The following is a 16,858-nucleotide window of genomic DNA, read 5'->3' as shown; positions in this document are numbered from 1 at the left end:
GAAGCCCATACAGACTTCGCAGATATAGTTATTATGTTGTGGAGCTTTTTGCGATGGACGTATCTACAAGAGCGAAGTTGATTAAACTTCAGGGTATGTCTTGTAGCGTACACCCATCATCTGTTCCATACAGTGAACAACCTGACAGCTGTAGCCAAACTCGTTGTCGTACCAAATGTACAGCACGGCACGGTTGTCTTTTGCGATAGTCGCCACACCGTCAACCACACCTGGGTGACGAGAGCCAACCAAGTCCGTAGATACAATCTCAGTCGAGTCTGTGTAATCGATTTGTGCAGACAAAGCAGAAGACAGCGCCATTTCACGTAGGTACTCGTTCAACTCTTCTTTGTTTGTGCCTTTCTCAAGGTTTAGGTTAGCTACAGCCATTGAAACGTTTGGCGTAGGTACGCGAATCGCATTACCTGTTAGCTTACCTTCCATTTCTGGCATCGCTTTTGATACCGCTTTAGCTGCGCCAGTCGATGTCAGAACCATATTTAATGAAGCAGCACGACCACGACGATCACCTGAGTGGAAGTTGTCGATTAGGTTTTGATCATTGGTAAATGAGTGAACCGTTTCGATGTGACCAGACAGTACGCCAAACTTGTCGTGAACCGCTTTCAATACAGGTGTAATAGCGTTGGTTGTACAGCTTGCTGCAGAGATGATGGTGTCTTCTGGCTGAATAACATTTTCATTCACACCAAATACCACGTTCTTGATGTCGCCTTTGCCTGGCGCAGTCAGTAAAACTTTCTTCGCACCGTTACACGCAACGTGTTGGCTCAGGCCTTCCGCGTCACGCCATACGCCTGTGTTATCAACCACAAGTGCGTTTTCAATACCGTAAGTCGTGTAATCCACTTCTTCTGGTTTGTTTGCGTAGATAACTTGGATGAAGTTACCGTTAACGATGATCGCTTTGCGTTCTTGGTCTACCACGATGCTGCCGTTGAATTGGCCGTGTACAGAGTCACGACGAAGCAGGCTTGCTCGTTTTTCTAGGTCGCCATCTTTGCCGCCACGTACAACGATGGCACGCAAACGCAGTGGGTAACCCGGCCCACTTTTCTCGATCAACAGGCGAGTTAGCAGTCGGCCAATACGACCAAAACCGTACAATACAACGTCACGAGGTTCTGTCATCGCATCGCCTTCAAGCGATTCGATAAGTGCAGTTTTTAGGAAATCATCCAACCCGTGTGTGTCTTCGCGATCTTGCCAGAATGAATGAGCAAGTCGGCCAACATCGATACGACATGGAGACAAGTCCATAGAAAGAAGGTGTTGAATGATGGGTTGAGTCTGTTCTGCTGTAAGAGGAGAACCAGTGTAACGTTTTGCGATGCGGTGAGCTTTGATGATGTCGATAGTTGTCGCGTTAACTAGGGTCTTACCAAAGAGGATAACTTCTACGCCTTTTTGACGGTATAACTGACCTAAAGTTGGAGCGATGGATTCAGCAATGGTTTGACTAGTTTGCCAATCTAGGAGGTGCTTTTCGGGACTCATCTTTACTCGGGACCTTTCACGTTAAGTTTCTGCATTCATGGCGGTTGTAGGGAAGCCAATCAGCATAGGGGATTTGAGGTATCAGGCTGTGGTCTTTATTGCCACTTGAATGTGCTGATATACCTTGTGTGTAACTTGTGATTTTTATGTGGCAGGATTGTAAGGTATGACGGGTTATTCTGCTAGGAAAAATAAATGCAGACAAAATATCTGTAAATTGTCCTTATGTTAGCCATAAATCAAGATTTGAACGTCGATAAAGACTATTGACTTTAACAATCTGTAGCACTTATTTTTCGTAAAAAAATACTCAATTCAAAAGATAATATGTAATGCAGGTCATAATGAACATTAAAGGTGTGATCGATAACTCAAGTTACACGTAAACAGTAAACGACAAATAAGGGAATCAACCAGTATTGTTGTTCGACCTTTGAATAAGCCTAGCTTGAGCGTGAAAAGTGCATCACGCAAACGATTGGATGTCACAATTTTACCCTAACTATCCGCTTTGTTAGCGCGCAGAGTCATTATTTACAGTCTAGTTGAGCCTCTAAATGTGGCCGTTCACTTGTTATGTGGGTGATAATAACTTGAGAAAACATCTTTTGTTTACATTTTGCCCACTGAAACCTCGCTTTTCTAAACTTCACTTAGCAAAAGCACGCCTCTCAGCTTTAAAGCTCTGTTCTTCGAATTTTTCGTTCTGGGTTCAGAGTATCGTTTGTTCATATCCAATTTGATCAATAACCCTCTGTTAATGTCCTATTCTTAACTTGGGCTAGGTAAAATTACTTTCGGGAAGGGAGTGGTTATAAAAATGATAAATATGTCAATTAGATGGCGCCTTATATTTCTTTCCACGGTTTCTGTATTCATCATGTTTGGTTTTACAGTAAATGAAGTGCTTAAGAACGATAAGAAGATGAACCACCTCGAAACAACACGCATTAAAGTTGAAGCGCTTCAATCTTTTAATACGGTTTCAAGTGATGCTTATCGATGGTTAGTTTTGTCTAATGACTCCCTTGAGAAAGGTCAGCTGCTCTTAAAGCTGCATACGGAATTGGATAGACTCACTCAGTATGAGGCACAACTGCAACAGCTAGACAGTAATTGGAGTGTTGAATCACAATTGGTTGAGCTTAAGGAGGTTTTAGCAAACTTAGCTAGTGCGACCTCGAATATTAATAACAGCGCATCATTGATTACTGACAACAACACACAGCTAACAGAGCAGGCCTTTGACTTATTGAAAGATGTGTTAATGGAGCTATCTGAATATCGTCTTAACATAGTGGATGAAAAGATCGGTCAAGCTGACGCGATGTTTGTCAATCTCACGCACTATGTGTTCTGGACTCAGCGAGAAGTGTGGTTGAGTTACCGCTTGTATCGTGCTCCAAGGCTGATAGAACAATATTTATTGAGTTATGTTGGTGCTTTAGAAAGGCAGCAGCAGTTATTAGATACGTTTTTCCGTTCTGGAAGCCGTTCGCCTGAAATTAGAAAGCTATTAAGTACGTTTTCTAAAGATGACTTTCAAAACCGTTTTACAGCTCGAATCCTCAAAGGTGATTTCTCGTCGCCTGAAATATATGAACATGTGGAAGGTTTAGAACGAAAGAAGTTAGCGATTTCAAAGGCTGTGGGTGCTTACACTAAGCAATTACAGTTTGATCTGACCAAAAATATAGCACTGCAAAAAAGGCAAACCTTGGTTATGACATTGCTTATTCTTGTCGTGTCAGGTGTGTTGTTATGGCTTGGTGTAGCGACATCTCTTCGCTTAAATCGAAACCTATCGATTATCTTGAAAGGAGTCTCTGAATGCGCAGATAGCTACGGCAAGCCAAAGGTCATTCATATTCAAGGGAATGATGAACTTGCCGAGTTCACTGAAACTCTAAATCGAGTGATGGAGCGCAACTATCAACATAACAAAGAGCTAGTACAAGCAAAAGAAGATGCGATCTCGGCTAACAAGGCCAAGAGCGCATTTTTAGCCAATATGTCCCATGAGATACGTACGCCACTCAACGGGATTATTGGGATGGCTGAGATCTTATCTCAAAGCCAACTGAGCGTGAATCAACAAGAAGTGTTAGGAGATATCGAATCGTCTTCTCACTCATTGTTGGTTCTGCTGAATGACATCCTTGATCTGTCCAAAATCGAGTCGGGTAACTTAATGCTATCACCACACAATGCTGATCTGAGAGAGGCGGTATACGACTCAGTAAGTGTGATTTTATCCAAAGCGATAAGTAAGGATATCGAGCTCGACATCAATATTGATTCTCAAACGCCGCCACAATTGTTTTTCGATGAGTACCGCGTGAGGCAGGTACTGACTAATCTGTTATCTAATGCCATCAAGTTTACGTCTAAGGGTACAATTACAACAGACATTGCTTATACACCCATGTCTATGGGGAGAGGCAAGCTGGAATGCAGTGTGTCTGATACCGGTATTGGAATTGAGCCAGAGAAGTTAGAGTCTATTTTTGAACCTTTCACTCAAGAAGATGGCAGTATTACTCGCCAATTCGGTGGAACAGGACTAGGGCTTGCGATTTGTCGACAGCTTGTTGATTTGATGGGCGGTTATATTACCGCGCGCTCAGTGAAAGGGGAGGGTTCTACATTCACATTTTGTCTGTATGTAGACACTATCGAAGTTCACGTTCAAACCTTCAACAACCTAAGCCGTGCGACGATTATCTCGAATTCTTTCAATTACCTCGATCAACTGGTCAAAGAATGCGAACGCTTAAACGTTCGACCTAATGTCGTGTCATCCATTTCGGATCTTGATGAGAGCCTGAAAGAAAGCGACTTCATACTTTATTGTCATACGCTGCATCACTCCATGGAGAAAGATCTTGCTACGTTGAAGGAAGCATACCCTTTGACTCGAGTCATCGTGTGTCAGCATCATCTATTTAAAACCAATCTAATCTCAGAAACGGTTCATTCGACTCATACATTGCCATTTTTGGGCCGACGGTTCTTAAACAGCTTACAATCGCTTGATGTCGGTGAAGAGCAAGTGCTGACGGTGGAAGCAAAAGATGAAGAGGTTCGCTCTCTTAATCGACGTATTCTGATTGTTGAAGACAACCTGATGAATCAGAAAATAGCGAGCTTCTTCCTTGAGCAAGCGGGTTATGAATATTTGATTGCCAGTAATGGCCAAGAAGCGGTGGACGTGATTACTCAAGGTGCTCAGTTTGATGCGATCTTGATGGACTGTATGATGCCTGTTATGGATGGGATAACGGCGACTCGTGCGATTCGACAGTGGGAAACCGCTCAACAAGCCGTACCATTACCCATCATTGCTTTAACCGCGAGTGTGTTAGAAGAAGACATTAAAGATTGCTTTGAAGCGGGCATGAATGCCTATTTACCAAAACCTTATAAGTCTCACCAACTGTATGATCTTTTCAGTAGCCTTGATATTGTTTAACTGCTTCATTATCAGGCTAGCGATGTGCAAACTAACGAACTTCCAATCCAAGATTGTATTGTGCAAGGCAACGACCTACATAACTAATCTTTAGTAATGCAGCCACCAAGATAGTGCTGATGTGTGCCATGATTTGAGTTGGCAGTGAGAAGTGATCGGCCATCGGATAAGCAACAATAATGCTGAGTAGCATAAGCAAGGCGGTGATAGCTAAACTGAAGTTTGAAACAGAAAGTAGAGTTTGAAAGCGTTGAGTCATCGTCTTCATATTGAATTCCTAGTTACTAATAGTTCTTTTGATACTTAACTAATAGCAATTAGCGATCCAAGTTTAAAGTTGTTATTTATCAGTGTTTTAATTTTCATCTAGGCCTATTGGAGTCAAAAGGACACGATGTTTTATCGTGTCGTTTTGACATTTATGTGTTCTTTTACCATTGCCTAAAGCCACAGGTATCAATATGGAACCGAACACCAGAATACAAACCTAGACCAACGTTATTTTTCTGACCAAATTCAGCATGAACCTTTTTAAGCTTCACGTGTAGATCTTCACGAGTAATATCATTGGCGGGAACCAAGTCCAACGCGCAAAATTCCAAGTGTTTACTTCGTAGTGCACCGCCAGCTTGCTGATTGTAGATATCGGTTCGCTCTCCAGATACTGGTATAACAACACCGATTTCAGGCTCAATATATTGCTGTATGTACTTAAGGGTGTTGATCATGTTTGGCACATGTTTCTTATTCGGGAGGGTAAACAAGGTTGTATTACTCATTGCCCAATCCGTCCCTTGCAGCAAGACTAGATGCAGAGGCATGCTTTGAGTTATGCCATTGTCCTTGAGTTGTTGTCCGATTGCTTTGACTTGGTCTTGAGCGTGGTTGAGGAGCATCCAACCTCGAAATGCTGAGCGGGTTGGAACCTTATAGCCATGAACATCGACCACGAGATCGTCATAAGTGATTTCTGTCTCTTCGGTATAAAGCTTCTCAAACTCTTCAGGGTAGGGTTGTGCAGTTGATAGCGCTAAGGTTATCAGAATACTTGCGTACATAAGGTCTCTCCATAGCTGATGTTCACTCGTTATTTTGTTTCATACTGCTGTTGAGTTTTATATCGTTACTTACGTACGCTTAAGTATAGACACTAGAATTTAGGCACAAAAAAACCCACTACAAAGAATGGGTTATTAACATTATTACAAGTTAATCAACGAGGTTAGATTACTTCTTACCCTGGATTTGCTTGTCTTCTTCTGTTAGTTCACGAATGCGGCGGCTGATGTCGCGACGAGCTTTAGAGATCTCTGCACTCTTGATGATGTGATCGTCAACACGGTCTTCGTAGTCAGCCTTCATGTTTTTGATAATGCCTAGGATCTCGTCGTGAGTCATCTCTGGCTTGATGTAATCAAGTAGGTTATCAAGAAGGTCGACACGCTTACGGTTGTCACGAACTTTCTTTTCGTTGTCTAAAAGTTCACGCTTAAGTTTGTTCTTACGTCGTGCTTGGCTAACAATTTCAAATACGCTGCTCATAGATTCCTTTTCCTAATCTTCAAATACATTGTCTGGATCTGATTAAAGCACATCAATTGATGATGTAACAGTCTTTAGATCAAAGCAAAAGTAAGGTTGTTTAATTATTCGTCACTCTCGCTGATGTGTGATTGTTTTTATCTCACCGATCAAGTTAGTATCCCATGTAGATACTGCATTGATACGAAATGTGAAATGAATCAACAACAATTAGAAACCGAAGAATTGGACGATAACGTCACTGAATCTTCAGCAGAACAAAACAAGCTTCGTGATGCGTATGTACAAGAGCGTACTTATTTGGAAGTCGTGGAAATAGAGCTAAACCGTTCTAAGATCATAATGATTGATGAACAAGGCAGAAAGAAACGAGTACCGATTTTGTCTGAGCACTAGTCCTAAGTGGCTGCATTGTTAGGTGTTGAGATGGAATTATCAAAATAATAAAAAGGAAAAACGATGAACACAGTACTTTCCCCAATTGAAGCGAGAATTATTGGTTGCTTGATCGAGAAAGAAGTCACTACTCCCGATCACTACCCATTAACACTGAACAGCTTAACAACTGCTTGTAATCAAAAGAGCAACCGTGAACCTGTTCTTTCACTGTCTGAATCAGACGTTTTAGATGCGGTTGATGGTTTGATTTCGCGTCGCATGGTAAGCGACGAAAGCAGTTTCAATAGCCGTGTTAATAAGTATCAGCATCGTTTCTGCAACACTGAGTTCGGTGATTTGCAATTCACAGAGCAAGAACGCGCAATCATCTGTTGTATGTTGCTGCGTGGCGCTCAAACTCCAGGTGAACTCCGAACTCGAACTGGCCGCCTAGCGAACTTCAGCGATGTAAAAGAGGTGGAAGCGACACTTGAGAAGCTAGCTGCAAGAGAAGCGGGCGCATTAGTCGTGAAGCTACCTCGTGAAGCGGGCAAGCGTGAATCACGTTATCAACATCTGTTGAGCGGTGAAGTGGATGTTGAAGCGTTTGCGACGGCATCGGTAAGCGCGGCAGCACCTTCTGCATCGAATGAAAAGTTTGAAGAATTAGAGTCAGAAGTCGCAAGCCTGCGAGCAGAAGTGGCACAGCTTAAGGCTCTGGTTGAATCGCTGCTTTAGATGTCTGAGTCTGATAAAAGTGCGGATTGGGTCGTGTACTTGATCCGCAATCGTCACAATGCCCTTTATTGTGGCGTGACGAATAATTTAGATCGCCGTTTTGAACAGCACCAGACAGGTAAAGGCGCAAAAGCCTTAAAAGGTAAAGGCCCGCTTAAGTTGGTTTGGAGTTTCGATGTTAGGTCAAAAAGTGAGGCGTTGAAAACCGAATACGCGATCAAACAATTACCCAAATCTCGTAAAGAAAAATTGGTATCACTCAAACTAATAATTGAGTGGCAAGAAGACCAAATTCAATATATCGAAGTCTCATAATTCATAGCCAAAATGTTTGTTATTGATTAAATCTTAATAATGTAAGGGTCTATAATAAATCAAGCTAAGCTTATGAATTTAAATGGTAATTACTCTTACTGTTAATAGGCTGAAATCATGATTGAACTAGTTGTTCTTAATCTCCATTCCAAATTAACATGTTACTCATTTAGAATGTCGTTCTAATTATTGTTAGACGCTATCATTTCTCATCGTTGTCCTACATAATATCTTTCAGCCATACAAAGAGGTGGTGTCATGCTAGGTTAAAAAATGAGCCAAAGTAGCTCATATAAAACGAGAAAAATATGAAACGTTTACTGATGTTGTTTGGACTTGCCGTATTTTCTGCGTCCGCTCTATCCCATGGTACTCATGTCCTCAATGGGTACTGGGAATACCAAGATTATCTTTCCACTTTTCCAGAGCAAAAAGCATTGACCGATAAAATGGTCGAGGCTGTACAAAATCACCCTGTGCCATTGAGAAGAATCCAAGACGAGCCAATTACGATTTCCGTGGTGTATCCGGGTCAACAAATCTCGGATTACTGGGTTCGTAATATTCAAGCTTTTGAGAAGCGTCTCGATAGGCTGAAGATCCGCTACCAAATAAATCAAGTATTTACCCGTATTAATGCTGATCTCGCGCAGCAGAGCATTTCATTGCAAGAAGCGATTGAAAACAAGACGGATTATTTGATTTTCACGCTAGATACCACGCGCCACCGTAAGTTTATTGAGCACGTGTTGACCTCTACAGATACTAAGTTGATTCTTCAAAACATCACAACGCCAGTGCGAGCTTGGGCAGATAGACAGCCATTTATGTATGTGGGTTTTGATCATGCGACAGGCAGTTTAAAACTGGCGGACTATTTTAAACAAGTAAGCCAACCAAACAGTAAGTATTCTGTTTTGTATTACTCACAAGGCTATATCAGTGATGCGCGTGGAGATACTTTTATCCATGAAGTGAATACTGATACGAACTTTACCCTTAAGTCTTCGTTTTACACCAAATCAAACAAAGACAGTGGCTACCAAGCGGCGAAAATCAGCATAGAGAACGATAAGGATCTAGACTTTATCTATGCATGCTCAACGGATGTCGCTCTTGGTGCAGCGGAAGCCATCCGCGAATCGGGTCAAGACATCTTAGTGAATGGTTGGGGAGGCGGCTCTGCTGAACTTGAAGCCATTGCAAGGGGTGACCTAGATGTTACTGTCATGCGTATGAACGACGACACGGGCATTGCGATGGCAGAGGCGATCAAGTGGGATCTAGCCGGTTTGGAAGTACCTACCGTTTACTCTGGTGAATTTGAAATTGTGACCAAGGAAGATTCCCCAGAACGTATTTCAGAACTTAAACAGCGAGCATTTAGGTACTCAGGTCAATAATGAAGAAAAGCTATGCCAGTACACCAAGGAACACCTTAGCAAAACTCATTACACGTATCATTATTTTAGTGATAGGCGTGATGGCACTTGGCGTGCTTATTCATAATTATGAAACCAGTAGTAGCATCGTCAAACAAGAGACTAATCGAACGGTTCAGCAAACCTCTAGCCTGATCCAGAATATGTTTGATTATCGTTTGTCGGTGTTGCAAATCCACCAAGATAGTAGTTCACACAGTGAGACGCTACGGGAGTATTTTGATACCAACGATGCAGATGCTCTGAGCTACTTTTTCTTTGGTGTTGACCAACGTGAGCCTGATCATGCTCCAGATTTGCGCTTTGTCTCTACCCACGATGGTTTGGCTTGGGAAGATGGCAACAGTCAGTTTTATGGTTTGGATGAGTCCAGCTTAAAGCATATTTCTGATGAGGTTTCGTTCAGCAGTAATTGGCATTTTATTAAACTGAGGACCAATATAGGTAAGCGTCACTTGTTGGCTCGCCGTACCCCTATTGTTGATAACGCTACTGGGGAAGTTCTTGGTCAGCTCTACATCGCTATTGTGCTTGATAACAACTTCTCGTTGGCTGAGTCAATCCAACAGGGCAGTAACTGCGAAAATATCGTTATTGAGGCGCATGGTACACCGGTTACATCGACATTCAGTGGTGATGAAAGCTATACCATTACAGACATCCTCAATTATCAAATGTACGAGCAGTTGCCTCGTCATTTTGTCACTATCGCAACCATTAAGATCAATGCTGTTGAAACTCCTTTAATCATTCGAGCTATTCAAAAAAACAACAATTTCATTGCGTTAGAAGAGAATTATCAGCGCGCAATCATCGTGGTGATTGTGGTGATTATATTGATGTCTTTTTTTGCGCGAACTTGGATTCAAAGAAGGGTCGCTGCTGAACTAGATAAGCTGATGGATTTCACTCGCTCAGCAAGTGATGGCGAAGAGTACAGCAAGTTCGATGGCTCTAACATTTTCGAATTTCATCATATTGGTTGTACCCTTGAAGACACCTTTGAGCGTTTATCGGAACAGAATCAAAAGTTCCAAGATCTCTTTAACTTTGCCCACTCACCGATCCTGGTTTGGTCTGAGAAAGGCGACTTAATCCAGATGAACCCCGCGGCTCGAATGGCGTTATTTGATGCCGATGACAATTACGGATCGGTGGCTCAAGAGTTTGAAACCCGAATGCTGCCGAATATTCAGATGGTCGTTCAAGGCTCGAAACTAACGGGTATCAATGTGCCGATTGGCAAGAAGGTATTTCGCTGGAACATGTCTGCAATAAGCGTTGAACACGGTATCACTGGTGTGGTAGTGCAAGGACAAGATATTACCAAGCTTATTGAAGCTGAGAGGCAAGCAGATCGAGCAAGAGAAGAAGCAGAACACCTTGCGAATGTGCGTGCAGACTTCTTAGCTAAGATGAGTCATGAGATTCGTACTCCACTAAACGGTATTCTCGGTGTTTCTCAGTTACTGAAGCGCTCTATACACAGTGAAGATAACCGAGAACAGGTGGATGTACTTTGTAATAGTGCTGAGCATCTACTTGCGGTACTTAACGATATTTTGGATTTCTCAAAGATAGAGCAGGGGCAGTTCAATATTCAAAAGAAAAACTTCCGTTTGGGGGAGTTGGTCAATACGTTGGACAGCATTTATCGTCCGCTTTGTGAAGATAAATCATTAGCGTTTACTATTGTGAATCACATAGTTGATGACATCGAAATAAATACCGACCAAGTGCGTCTTAACCAGATCATGTTTAACCTGCTGAGTAACGCCCTTAAGTTCACTCACCAAGGTGGCATTTCCGTGAGCTTTGAACTCGAAAGTATCTTTAATTCAGACCATGCTAGTTTGGTCGTTCGAGTGAAAGATACAGGTATTGGTATCGATGAAAGTAAAATTGATGCTGTGTTCGAACCTTTTGTTCAAGCTGAAGAGACTACTACTCGTGAGTATGGTGGAACAGGGTTGGGCTTAACGATTGTAAAAAACCTTGTCGATATGCTGGAGGGGGACATCCAAGTCCGAAGCGTTATAGAACAAGGTTCGGAGTTCATTATAGAAATTCCTGTGGAAGTGCGCTCTAAGTCGCTCTTGAGCATTAAGCAACAAGTGAATATCGAGCCAGAGGCGTTGTTTAGCCGGTCTTTGAAGGTGCTGCTGGTGGAAGATAATCACACTAACGCCTTTATTGCTCAAGCTTTCTGCAAAAAATATGGAATGGTAGTTACTTGGGCAAAAGACGGTTTAGAAGCGATAGAAATGGCTAAGGCGACAACCTATGACCTTATCTTGATGGATAACCAACTTCCCAATCTAGGTGGTGTTGAAACTACACAGCAATTAAGAGGCGAAATTGGTGTCACAGCTCCAATTTATGCGTGTACCGCTGATGCTCAAGATTCAACCAGAGACAACTTTATGGCTGCAGGAGCGAATTACGTGATTGTAAAGCCTATTAAAGAAGAGTCGTTACACCAAGCATTTGTTCATTTTAAAAACTTACACTGGGATGTAACGAAATACTAATTTGACTCTTTGAAAGCGCTATAGATCAAGTATTGTGAATAAAATCATTTATACAAAGCCGGCAACAAAGGCCTGCTCTAACAGCAGCGTTTTTAACTCGTCACTCATATCTAGGTGTTCAGGGAACTGAATGCCTAACAGCCAGCCTTGGCCTTGTCGTTTCTTGCTCACCACTTTGTAGACCAGTTCACTATCTAAGTATTCACTTAAGACAGAGTTTACTTGTATCTTCCAACCTACATCGATATCTGATTGTTGCGTGATATAAATGCCGCAACCTGAAACTGAAAAATCGACCAAAGTGGCATCCAATGACAAAGTATCAAAGGTGACTTCACAGCTAAGGCGTACCTTGTATCTTTCGTGTTCTCGGATAGGTTTGCTTGCAAAGCTCGAAGGAGGACGCAGGAAAATAAGGTGCGCGGGCGAGGTGATATGAGCCAGTACATTGGTTTTAAAGGCGACAATATGCCCCAGTTCAGTATCTGTGATAGCACGAACAATAATATCTACATTGATGAGTTTTCTGAGCGTCAGAGCTTCTGTCGCTTTTTGTGAAAGCTCTAGGATAAGGTACTGATCTTCTTTGTATCCGATATAAAGTGTACTGATCTGGATGGAGTCGTCTGGGCCAAATTCTAATACAGCTGCTGTTTTTGTACCTGGTTTAAGGTATCTAAACAGTTCTAAGTTCTTATCTTTATGCATATTCGTTACTGAACAATGTTAACCGCTTGATAAAATAATATAACGCCCTGACAAAACTATGTCATTAGTTTCATTGAGGTAATTAGCATTGTAAGCCCAAAAGTGAATCGCTGTCCAAAGTAAACAACGGCTTACTCTTACCGAAAAACAAGATACACTGCTGTCAGTTATATACTTGATGGAGAAATAGTAAATGGAACTGGAAACCTTATTAAATACTCTGGCTGAAACTCCAGAAAGCGTGCAATTTGAAGAAACAATGCAGGTGATTGAAGCTCACTATGATTTTACGGAGAGTGAATTTCGTAATGGTGAGGTGGTGAATGCAGCAGGGCAAAATAATGGTTCGTGTAAGATTTTTGCTTTTGGTTTAGCGCAAGGTCTATCAGTAGAGCAAACACTTGCTTGTTTTGGTCAATTTTATCGTAACGACGTGCTAGCTTTTCCTAAGAACACCGATCATCAAAATATTCGTAACTTCATGGTTCATGGCTGGAACGGAATACAGTTTTCTCAGCCTGCGCTGGTTGCAAAAGCTAAGTAATAAGTAAATTGCTTTAAAGAAGAAGTAAATACTTACTAAACAATAAGTGTTTTGAAGCGAGATTTGATTTTCTCGCTTTTTCTTTTTGAGTGGCTTTTATCTTGGTGGGCTACTGAATCGGCAACTCAGACAAGCACTTACGACACATGCATACCCCAGTTTTAGGTACGGAGTTAGTATCTCTCTTCTCTAGTTCAAAACACCAACACGTTTCTTTACCTGCACTAATATCGCACTGAGCCGGTTCATTGCATTGTGGACACTGGTGAGTGGAACTTACACCGCTAAGGTTATTCATGACTGACAGTCTTTCGTCTTCAGATAAGCTTTTCCAGCCTATAATCTCATCCATAGTTCGAAAGCAGCCACTGCACATTCCACCGTTATTTTTACAAGCCGCTCGGCAAGGTGTTTTCATTTATCTAACCTGTGATTCATTTGCGCTGAAATGTAGCATACTTGTTTCGCTATTAAGAGTCAGAAAAATAAAAATGAGCAAGCGAAAGAAGCAAATGACCTCGTAATTTCAAGGCTTTTCAGGTAGCATCTTGCCCCTTTTGTTGAGTGGGGGATACTATGTTTATTGGATTTGATTATGGAACAGCTAACTGTTCTGTCGCGGCGATGGTTAATGGAGAGCCAAGCCTGTTACCACTAGAAGGTAACAACCATTATATTCCCTCAACTGTGTTTGCGCCCACCCGTGAAAGCGTTTCTGAACATCTATTCCGCCACTTGAATATCAAGCCGAGTGATGCGATCGGTGAGCAAGTACTCCGACGTGCTATTGCTCTGAACAGAGAAGAGAGTATCGATCTAGTGCCAGAAGACATGGCATTTGGTCAGGCTGCGTTGGATCTCTATTTAGAAGACCCTCGCGACGTTTATTATGTTAAGTCCCCTAAGTCTTTCCTTGGTGCGAGTGGACTGCACGATGTTCAGGTCAGCTTTTTCGAAGATTTGGTGTGTGCCATGATGGCCAATATTAAGCACCAAGCCGAGCGCACGACTCAAGAACAGATCAAACAAGCGGTTATCGGCCGACCAATTAACTTTCATGGTCGAGGTGGTGAAGAGGCAAACAGGCAAGCTGAAGATATATTGTCTCGCGCAGCTAAGCGTGCCGGTTTCTTTGATATCGCTTTTCAATTTGAGCCAGTAGCTGCAGGTCTTGATTACGAAAGTACATTAACTGAAAACCAAACGGTATTGGTTGTGGATATTGGCGGTGGTACCACCGATTGTTCATTGTTAGAAATGGGACCAACTTGGTCTGGTAAAGCGGATCGTACCCAGAGTTTGCTCGCACACAGTGGACAAAGGGTAGGGGGCAATGACCTAGATATCTATCTTGCTTTCAAACAACTGATGTCACCTTTTGGTATGGGCAGCAAAGGCATTTCGGGTATCGATATGCCACTGACTCAATTCTGGAATCCAATTGCGATTAATAATGTTGAAGCTCAAAAGAATTTCTATTCAAGAGAAAACCTAGCAGCATTGAAATTACTTCGTAAAGAAGCGTCAGAGCCTCAAAAGCTAGAACGTTTGATGAAGGTTTATCATGATACTTTAGGTTACGGCATTGTGCGCAGAGCGGAAGAAGCTAAGATCGCGCTGGCAGAATCCTCTCAATATCGTGCTGCAATTAATGTTGCCTCTGAATTGGTCGAGGTGGATATCTCAATCGAACAGATGGTTGAAGCGATTGAAACACCAAAGTCTAAGATGATTGAGTTGGTTAAAGAAGCGATTCAACAAGGCCAGAAAAAGCCAGACGTAATCTACATGACGGGTGGTTCAGCTCGTTCACCGATACTTCGTGAAGCTGTACAACAAGCTGTGCCTAACGTACCTATTGTGAGTGGCAACTATTTCGGTTCGGTAACTGCAGGTTTAGCTCGCTGGGCTGAAGTTTGCTTCAAATAAGAGTTTAATGATGTGTTATTAGGGGCGACCAGTTGCTTATTGGTTGCCCTTTTTTTGTATTTTTTCTAGCGCACTTTCAATTGAGTGATTTTTCCTAGCTCAAATTGAGAATTGTTTCACAAAGAAAAATATTTCAGCTGAATTCTATATGTTACAAAATGTTTCAAGGTTAAAGGTGTGTCACTCAATGGTCTAATGAGTAATATGTTGCTTTGAATTTTAATGCTACTTTCACGATTGAAAAATCAAAATCTGACAAGGTGTCGGTCTCAAAATATAAAAAGGTTACGGCGGGTTTGTGTTCTATCCTTTTGTTTGATATTGATTTTTTGTTTTTTATAGTGTGATTTGTTTTATTTTATATATTTTAATGCAACTTTTTTGTCATTCGTATATTAGTGTTTTCCTACTTGTTAAATGCAGGTAACAACTTCTCCGTAAGCACGAGGTTGTTAGTGAATAACTCACCCAGTTACAAATGGATATGACAATGAATAAGAAACTTTTAGCGCTAGCAATTTCTGGTGCAGTATTTGGTACACAGGCAGTTGCAGTAGAACTTTACAACGAAGACGGCACAACATTCTCAGTTGGCGGCCACGTTTCAGTTGCTGTTGGTGATGTAAACAGTGGTGACCGTATCAACGAAGATGATATCGGTGTAGAGTCTGTTTCTCCACGTATTAACTTCAACGCTACTCATGAACTAGGCAACGGCTTTACTGCTGATGCTAAAGGTGAATGGGCGCTAAACATGCTTGACGGCGGTGATGAAGCATTCACAACTCGTCTAGGCTACGTTGGTCTAACTCATGATGACCTAGGTCGTGCAGCAGTAGGTACTCAATGGGCACCTTACTACAACGTTGCTGGCGTTGCTGATATGCCAATCGCTTTCGCAAACGACTTTATTTACGATGATCACGGTAACCTAGGTACTGGTCGTGGCGAAGAGATGGTGAGCTACGCTAATGCACTAGACTTCGGAAACGCAGGCTCTCTAAGTGCAGCTGTTGCATGGCAAGGCCGTAAGGCAGATAAAGACAATGGCAACGATTACGGAAACCGTGGCCAGATCGCTTTGAACTACGCTATTGCTGACTTTACTGCAAACTACGCTTACAACACAGGTGACGTTGATTACGCAGGTTTTGTTGGCTCAAAAACTGCTGATTCTCACGTATTAAGTGCAACTTACGGTTCATACGGCGCGGAAGGTCTATACCTTGCAGGTGTATACGCAATGAACAACTACATGAACTCTGCGACTGTAGGTAGCTTCACTGGTGTACTAGAAGAGTCTGTAGCAATTGAACTACTAGCTTCTTACGCTCTGTCTAACAGCCTTAACCTAAGCGTTAACTACGAAGCGGTAGAAGACGACAAGAACAGCGAAACTGTATACAGCACAACGGCTCTACAAGCTGAATACAACTTCACATCTCAGTTCGTAGGTTTTGCTGGTTACCAGTTTGATCTTCAAGGTTCAGGCCTTTACAAGAAAGATGCTGACGACCAATGGCTACTTGGTGCTCGTTACTACCTATAAGTCGCAGACTTATTTAGCATAGTGTTTACTCCTTAAGTTTACCTTTTAGGATACTGTCCTAGACACCATGCTAAGCCCTCTCAAACCTTTTGGTTGGAGAGGGCTTTTTTCGTTTAGAACTTTTATCTGGATTGTTATTTCGTACTGCTGCGATCTTCGGATAAAAGTATTTAAATCATTTAATTGAGTTAA

15 protein-coding genes are annotated in these 16,858 nt (G+C 42.1%); 9 read left to right on the top strand and 6 right to left on the bottom strand.

What is annotated here, in order from left to right:
• Positions 1-81: 81 nt before the first annotated feature.
• Positions 82-1,518 carry a glyceraldehyde-3-phosphate dehydrogenase gene (locus tag ACED45_RS06645; protein WP_371713565.1) on the bottom strand — a complete coding sequence of 479 codons (1,437 nt, stop codon included), beginning with the start codon at positions 1,516-1,518 and terminating at the stop codon, positions 82-84.
• 880 nt (positions 1,519-2,398) lie between these two features.
• Between ACED45_RS06645 and ACED45_RS06640 the strand changes: the two genes are divergently transcribed.
• On the top strand, positions 2,399-4,990 hold the full coding sequence (locus ACED45_RS06640; protein WP_371713564.1) for an ATP-binding protein: 2,592 nt from the start codon (positions 2,399-2,401) through the stop codon (positions 4,988-4,990).
• 31 nt (positions 4,991-5,021) lie between these two features.
• Here ACED45_RS06640 and ACED45_RS06635 read toward each other — a convergent pair whose 3' ends face one another.
• From ACED45_RS06635 to ACED45_RS06625, 3 genes are all read right to left on the bottom strand, one after another.
• Positions 5,022-5,258, bottom strand: a complete 237-nt coding sequence (locus ACED45_RS06635; RefSeq protein ID WP_371713563.1) for a hypothetical protein — start codon at positions 5,256-5,258, stop codon at positions 5,022-5,024.
• A 163-nt stretch (positions 5,259-5,421) separates the two neighbouring features.
• Positions 5,422-6,048: a D-Ala-D-Ala carboxypeptidase family metallohydrolase gene (locus ACED45_RS06630; protein ID WP_146490045.1), complete on the bottom strand. Its 627-nt coding sequence runs from the start codon at positions 6,046-6,048 to the stop codon at positions 5,422-5,424.
• Positions 6,049-6,217: 169 nt separating this feature from the next.
• A complete protein-coding gene (locus tag ACED45_RS06625) occupies positions 6,218-6,532 on the bottom strand; it encodes a DUF496 family protein (RefSeq protein ID WP_060981617.1) in 315 nt (104 codons plus the stop codon).
• A gap of 195 nt (positions 6,533-6,727) precedes the next feature.
• Here ACED45_RS06625 and ACED45_RS06620 point away from each other — a divergent pair, with 195 nt between their 5' ends.
• The 5 genes from ACED45_RS06620 to luxQ all read left to right on the top strand — a co-directional run bounded on the left by ACED45_RS06620 (position 6,728) and on the right by luxQ (position 11,936).
• A complete protein-coding gene (locus tag ACED45_RS06620) occupies positions 6,728-6,928 on the top strand; it encodes a hypothetical protein (protein ID WP_017630496.1) in 201 nt (66 codons plus the stop codon).
• A gap of 63 nt (positions 6,929-6,991) precedes the next feature.
• Positions 6,992-7,648 carry a YceH family protein gene (locus ACED45_RS06615; protein WP_371713562.1) on the top strand — a complete coding sequence of 219 codons (657 nt, stop codon included), beginning with the start codon at positions 6,992-6,994 and terminating at the stop codon, positions 7,646-7,648.
• Positions 7,649-7,963 (top strand): GIY-YIG nuclease family protein, encoded by a 315-nt coding sequence (locus ACED45_RS06610; RefSeq protein ID WP_371713561.1) that lies wholly within the window; start codon positions 7,649-7,651, stop codon positions 7,961-7,963. It begins immediately after the preceding gene.
• Positions 7,964-8,271: 308 nt separating this feature from the next.
• The gene (locus ACED45_RS06605; RefSeq protein ID WP_146490048.1) at positions 8,272-9,366 is read left to right on the top strand and encodes an autoinducer 2-binding periplasmic protein LuxP; all 1,095 of its coding nucleotides are present in this window, start codon (positions 8,272-8,274) and stop codon (positions 9,364-9,366) included.
• Positions 9,366-11,936, top strand: coding sequence for a quorum-sensing autoinducer 2 sensor kinase/phosphatase LuxQ (luxQ, locus tag ACED45_RS06600; protein ID WP_371713560.1), 2,571 nt, complete (start codon positions 9,366-9,368; stop codon positions 11,934-11,936). Before ACED45_RS06605 ends, luxQ begins: the two co-directional genes overlap by 1 nt.
• A gap of 48 nt (positions 11,937-11,984) precedes the next feature.
• Here luxQ and ACED45_RS06595 read toward each other — a convergent pair whose 3' ends face one another.
• Entirely contained in the window at positions 11,985-12,644 is a 660-nt protein-coding gene (locus ACED45_RS06595; RefSeq protein WP_060981612.1) for a PilZ domain-containing protein, read from the bottom strand.
• A 193-nt stretch (positions 12,645-12,837) separates the two neighbouring features.
• Between ACED45_RS06595 and ACED45_RS06590 the strand changes: the two genes are divergently transcribed.
• Positions 12,838-13,188 (top strand): HopJ type III effector protein, encoded by a 351-nt coding sequence (locus ACED45_RS06590; protein WP_285953495.1) that lies wholly within the window; start codon positions 12,838-12,840, stop codon positions 13,186-13,188.
• A 109-nt stretch (positions 13,189-13,297) separates the two neighbouring features.
• On the opposite strand, the gene ACED45_RS06585 is transcribed toward ACED45_RS06590, so the two are convergent.
• Positions 13,298-13,606 carry a DUF1289 domain-containing protein gene (locus tag ACED45_RS06585; protein WP_146490051.1) on the bottom strand — a complete coding sequence of 103 codons (309 nt, stop codon included), beginning with the start codon at positions 13,604-13,606 and terminating at the stop codon, positions 13,298-13,300.
• 158 nt (positions 13,607-13,764) lie between these two features.
• Here ACED45_RS06585 and yegD point away from each other — a divergent pair, with 158 nt between their 5' ends.
• Positions 13,765-15,117 carry a molecular chaperone gene (yegD, locus tag ACED45_RS06580; RefSeq protein WP_371713559.1) on the top strand — a complete coding sequence of 451 codons (1,353 nt, stop codon included), beginning with the start codon at positions 13,765-13,767 and terminating at the stop codon, positions 15,115-15,117.
• A 490-nt stretch (positions 15,118-15,607) separates the two neighbouring features.
• Entirely contained in the window at positions 15,608-16,666 is a 1,059-nt protein-coding gene (locus ACED45_RS06575; RefSeq protein WP_102479721.1) for a porin, read from the top strand.
• Positions 16,667-16,858 lie beyond the last annotated feature (192 nt).

The sequence above is a fragment of the Vibrio crassostreae genome (assembly GCF_041439375.1).
In the GTDB taxonomy this organism is placed as follows: domain Bacteria; phylum Pseudomonadota; class Gammaproteobacteria; order Enterobacterales; family Vibrionaceae; genus Vibrio; species Vibrio crassostreae_D.
This window is presented reverse-complemented; position numbering and strand designations above follow the sequence as displayed.

Excerpts from the sequence above, each read along its gene's own strand:
- ACED45_RS06645 (WP_371713565.1), bottom strand. The coding sequence starts at position 1,518 with ATGAGTCCCGAAAAGCACCTCCTAGATTGGCAAACTAGTCAAACCATT.
- ACED45_RS06640 (WP_371713564.1), top strand. The coding sequence starts at position 2,399 with ATGTTTGGTTTTACAGTAAATGAAGTGCTTAAGAACGATAAGAAGATG.
- ACED45_RS06635 (WP_371713563.1), bottom strand. The coding sequence starts at position 5,258 with ATGAAGACGATGACTCAACGCTTTCAAACTCTACTTTCTGTTTCAAAC.
- ACED45_RS06630 (WP_146490045.1), bottom strand. The coding sequence starts at position 6,048 with ATGTACGCAAGTATTCTGATAACCTTAGCGCTATCAACTGCACAACCC.
- ACED45_RS06625 (WP_060981617.1), bottom strand. The coding sequence starts at position 6,532 with ATGAGCAGCGTATTTGAAATTGTTAGCCAAGCACGACGTAAGAACAAA.
- ACED45_RS06620 (WP_017630496.1), top strand. The coding sequence starts at position 6,728 with ATGAATCAACAACAATTAGAAACCGAAGAATTGGACGATAACGTCACT.
- ACED45_RS06615 (WP_371713562.1), top strand. The coding sequence starts at position 6,992 with ATGAACACAGTACTTTCCCCAATTGAAGCGAGAATTATTGGTTGCTTG.
- ACED45_RS06610 (WP_371713561.1), top strand. The coding sequence starts at position 7,649 with ATGTCTGAGTCTGATAAAAGTGCGGATTGGGTCGTGTACTTGATCCGC.
- ACED45_RS06605 (WP_146490048.1), top strand. The coding sequence starts at position 8,272 with ATGAAACGTTTACTGATGTTGTTTGGACTTGCCGTATTTTCTGCGTCC.
- luxQ (WP_371713560.1), top strand. The coding sequence starts at position 9,366 with ATGAAGAAAAGCTATGCCAGTACACCAAGGAACACCTTAGCAAAACTC.
- ACED45_RS06595 (WP_060981612.1), bottom strand. The coding sequence starts at position 12,644 with ATGCATAAAGATAAGAACTTAGAACTGTTTAGATACCTTAAACCAGGT.
- ACED45_RS06590 (WP_285953495.1), top strand. The coding sequence starts at position 12,838 with ATGGAACTGGAAACCTTATTAAATACTCTGGCTGAAACTCCAGAAAGC.
- ACED45_RS06585 (WP_146490051.1), bottom strand. The coding sequence starts at position 13,606 with ATGAAAACACCTTGCCGAGCGGCTTGTAAAAATAACGGTGGAATGTGC.
- yegD (WP_371713559.1), top strand. The coding sequence starts at position 13,765 with ATGTTTATTGGATTTGATTATGGAACAGCTAACTGTTCTGTCGCGGCG.
- ACED45_RS06575 (WP_102479721.1), top strand. The coding sequence starts at position 15,608 with ATGAATAAGAAACTTTTAGCGCTAGCAATTTCTGGTGCAGTATTTGGT.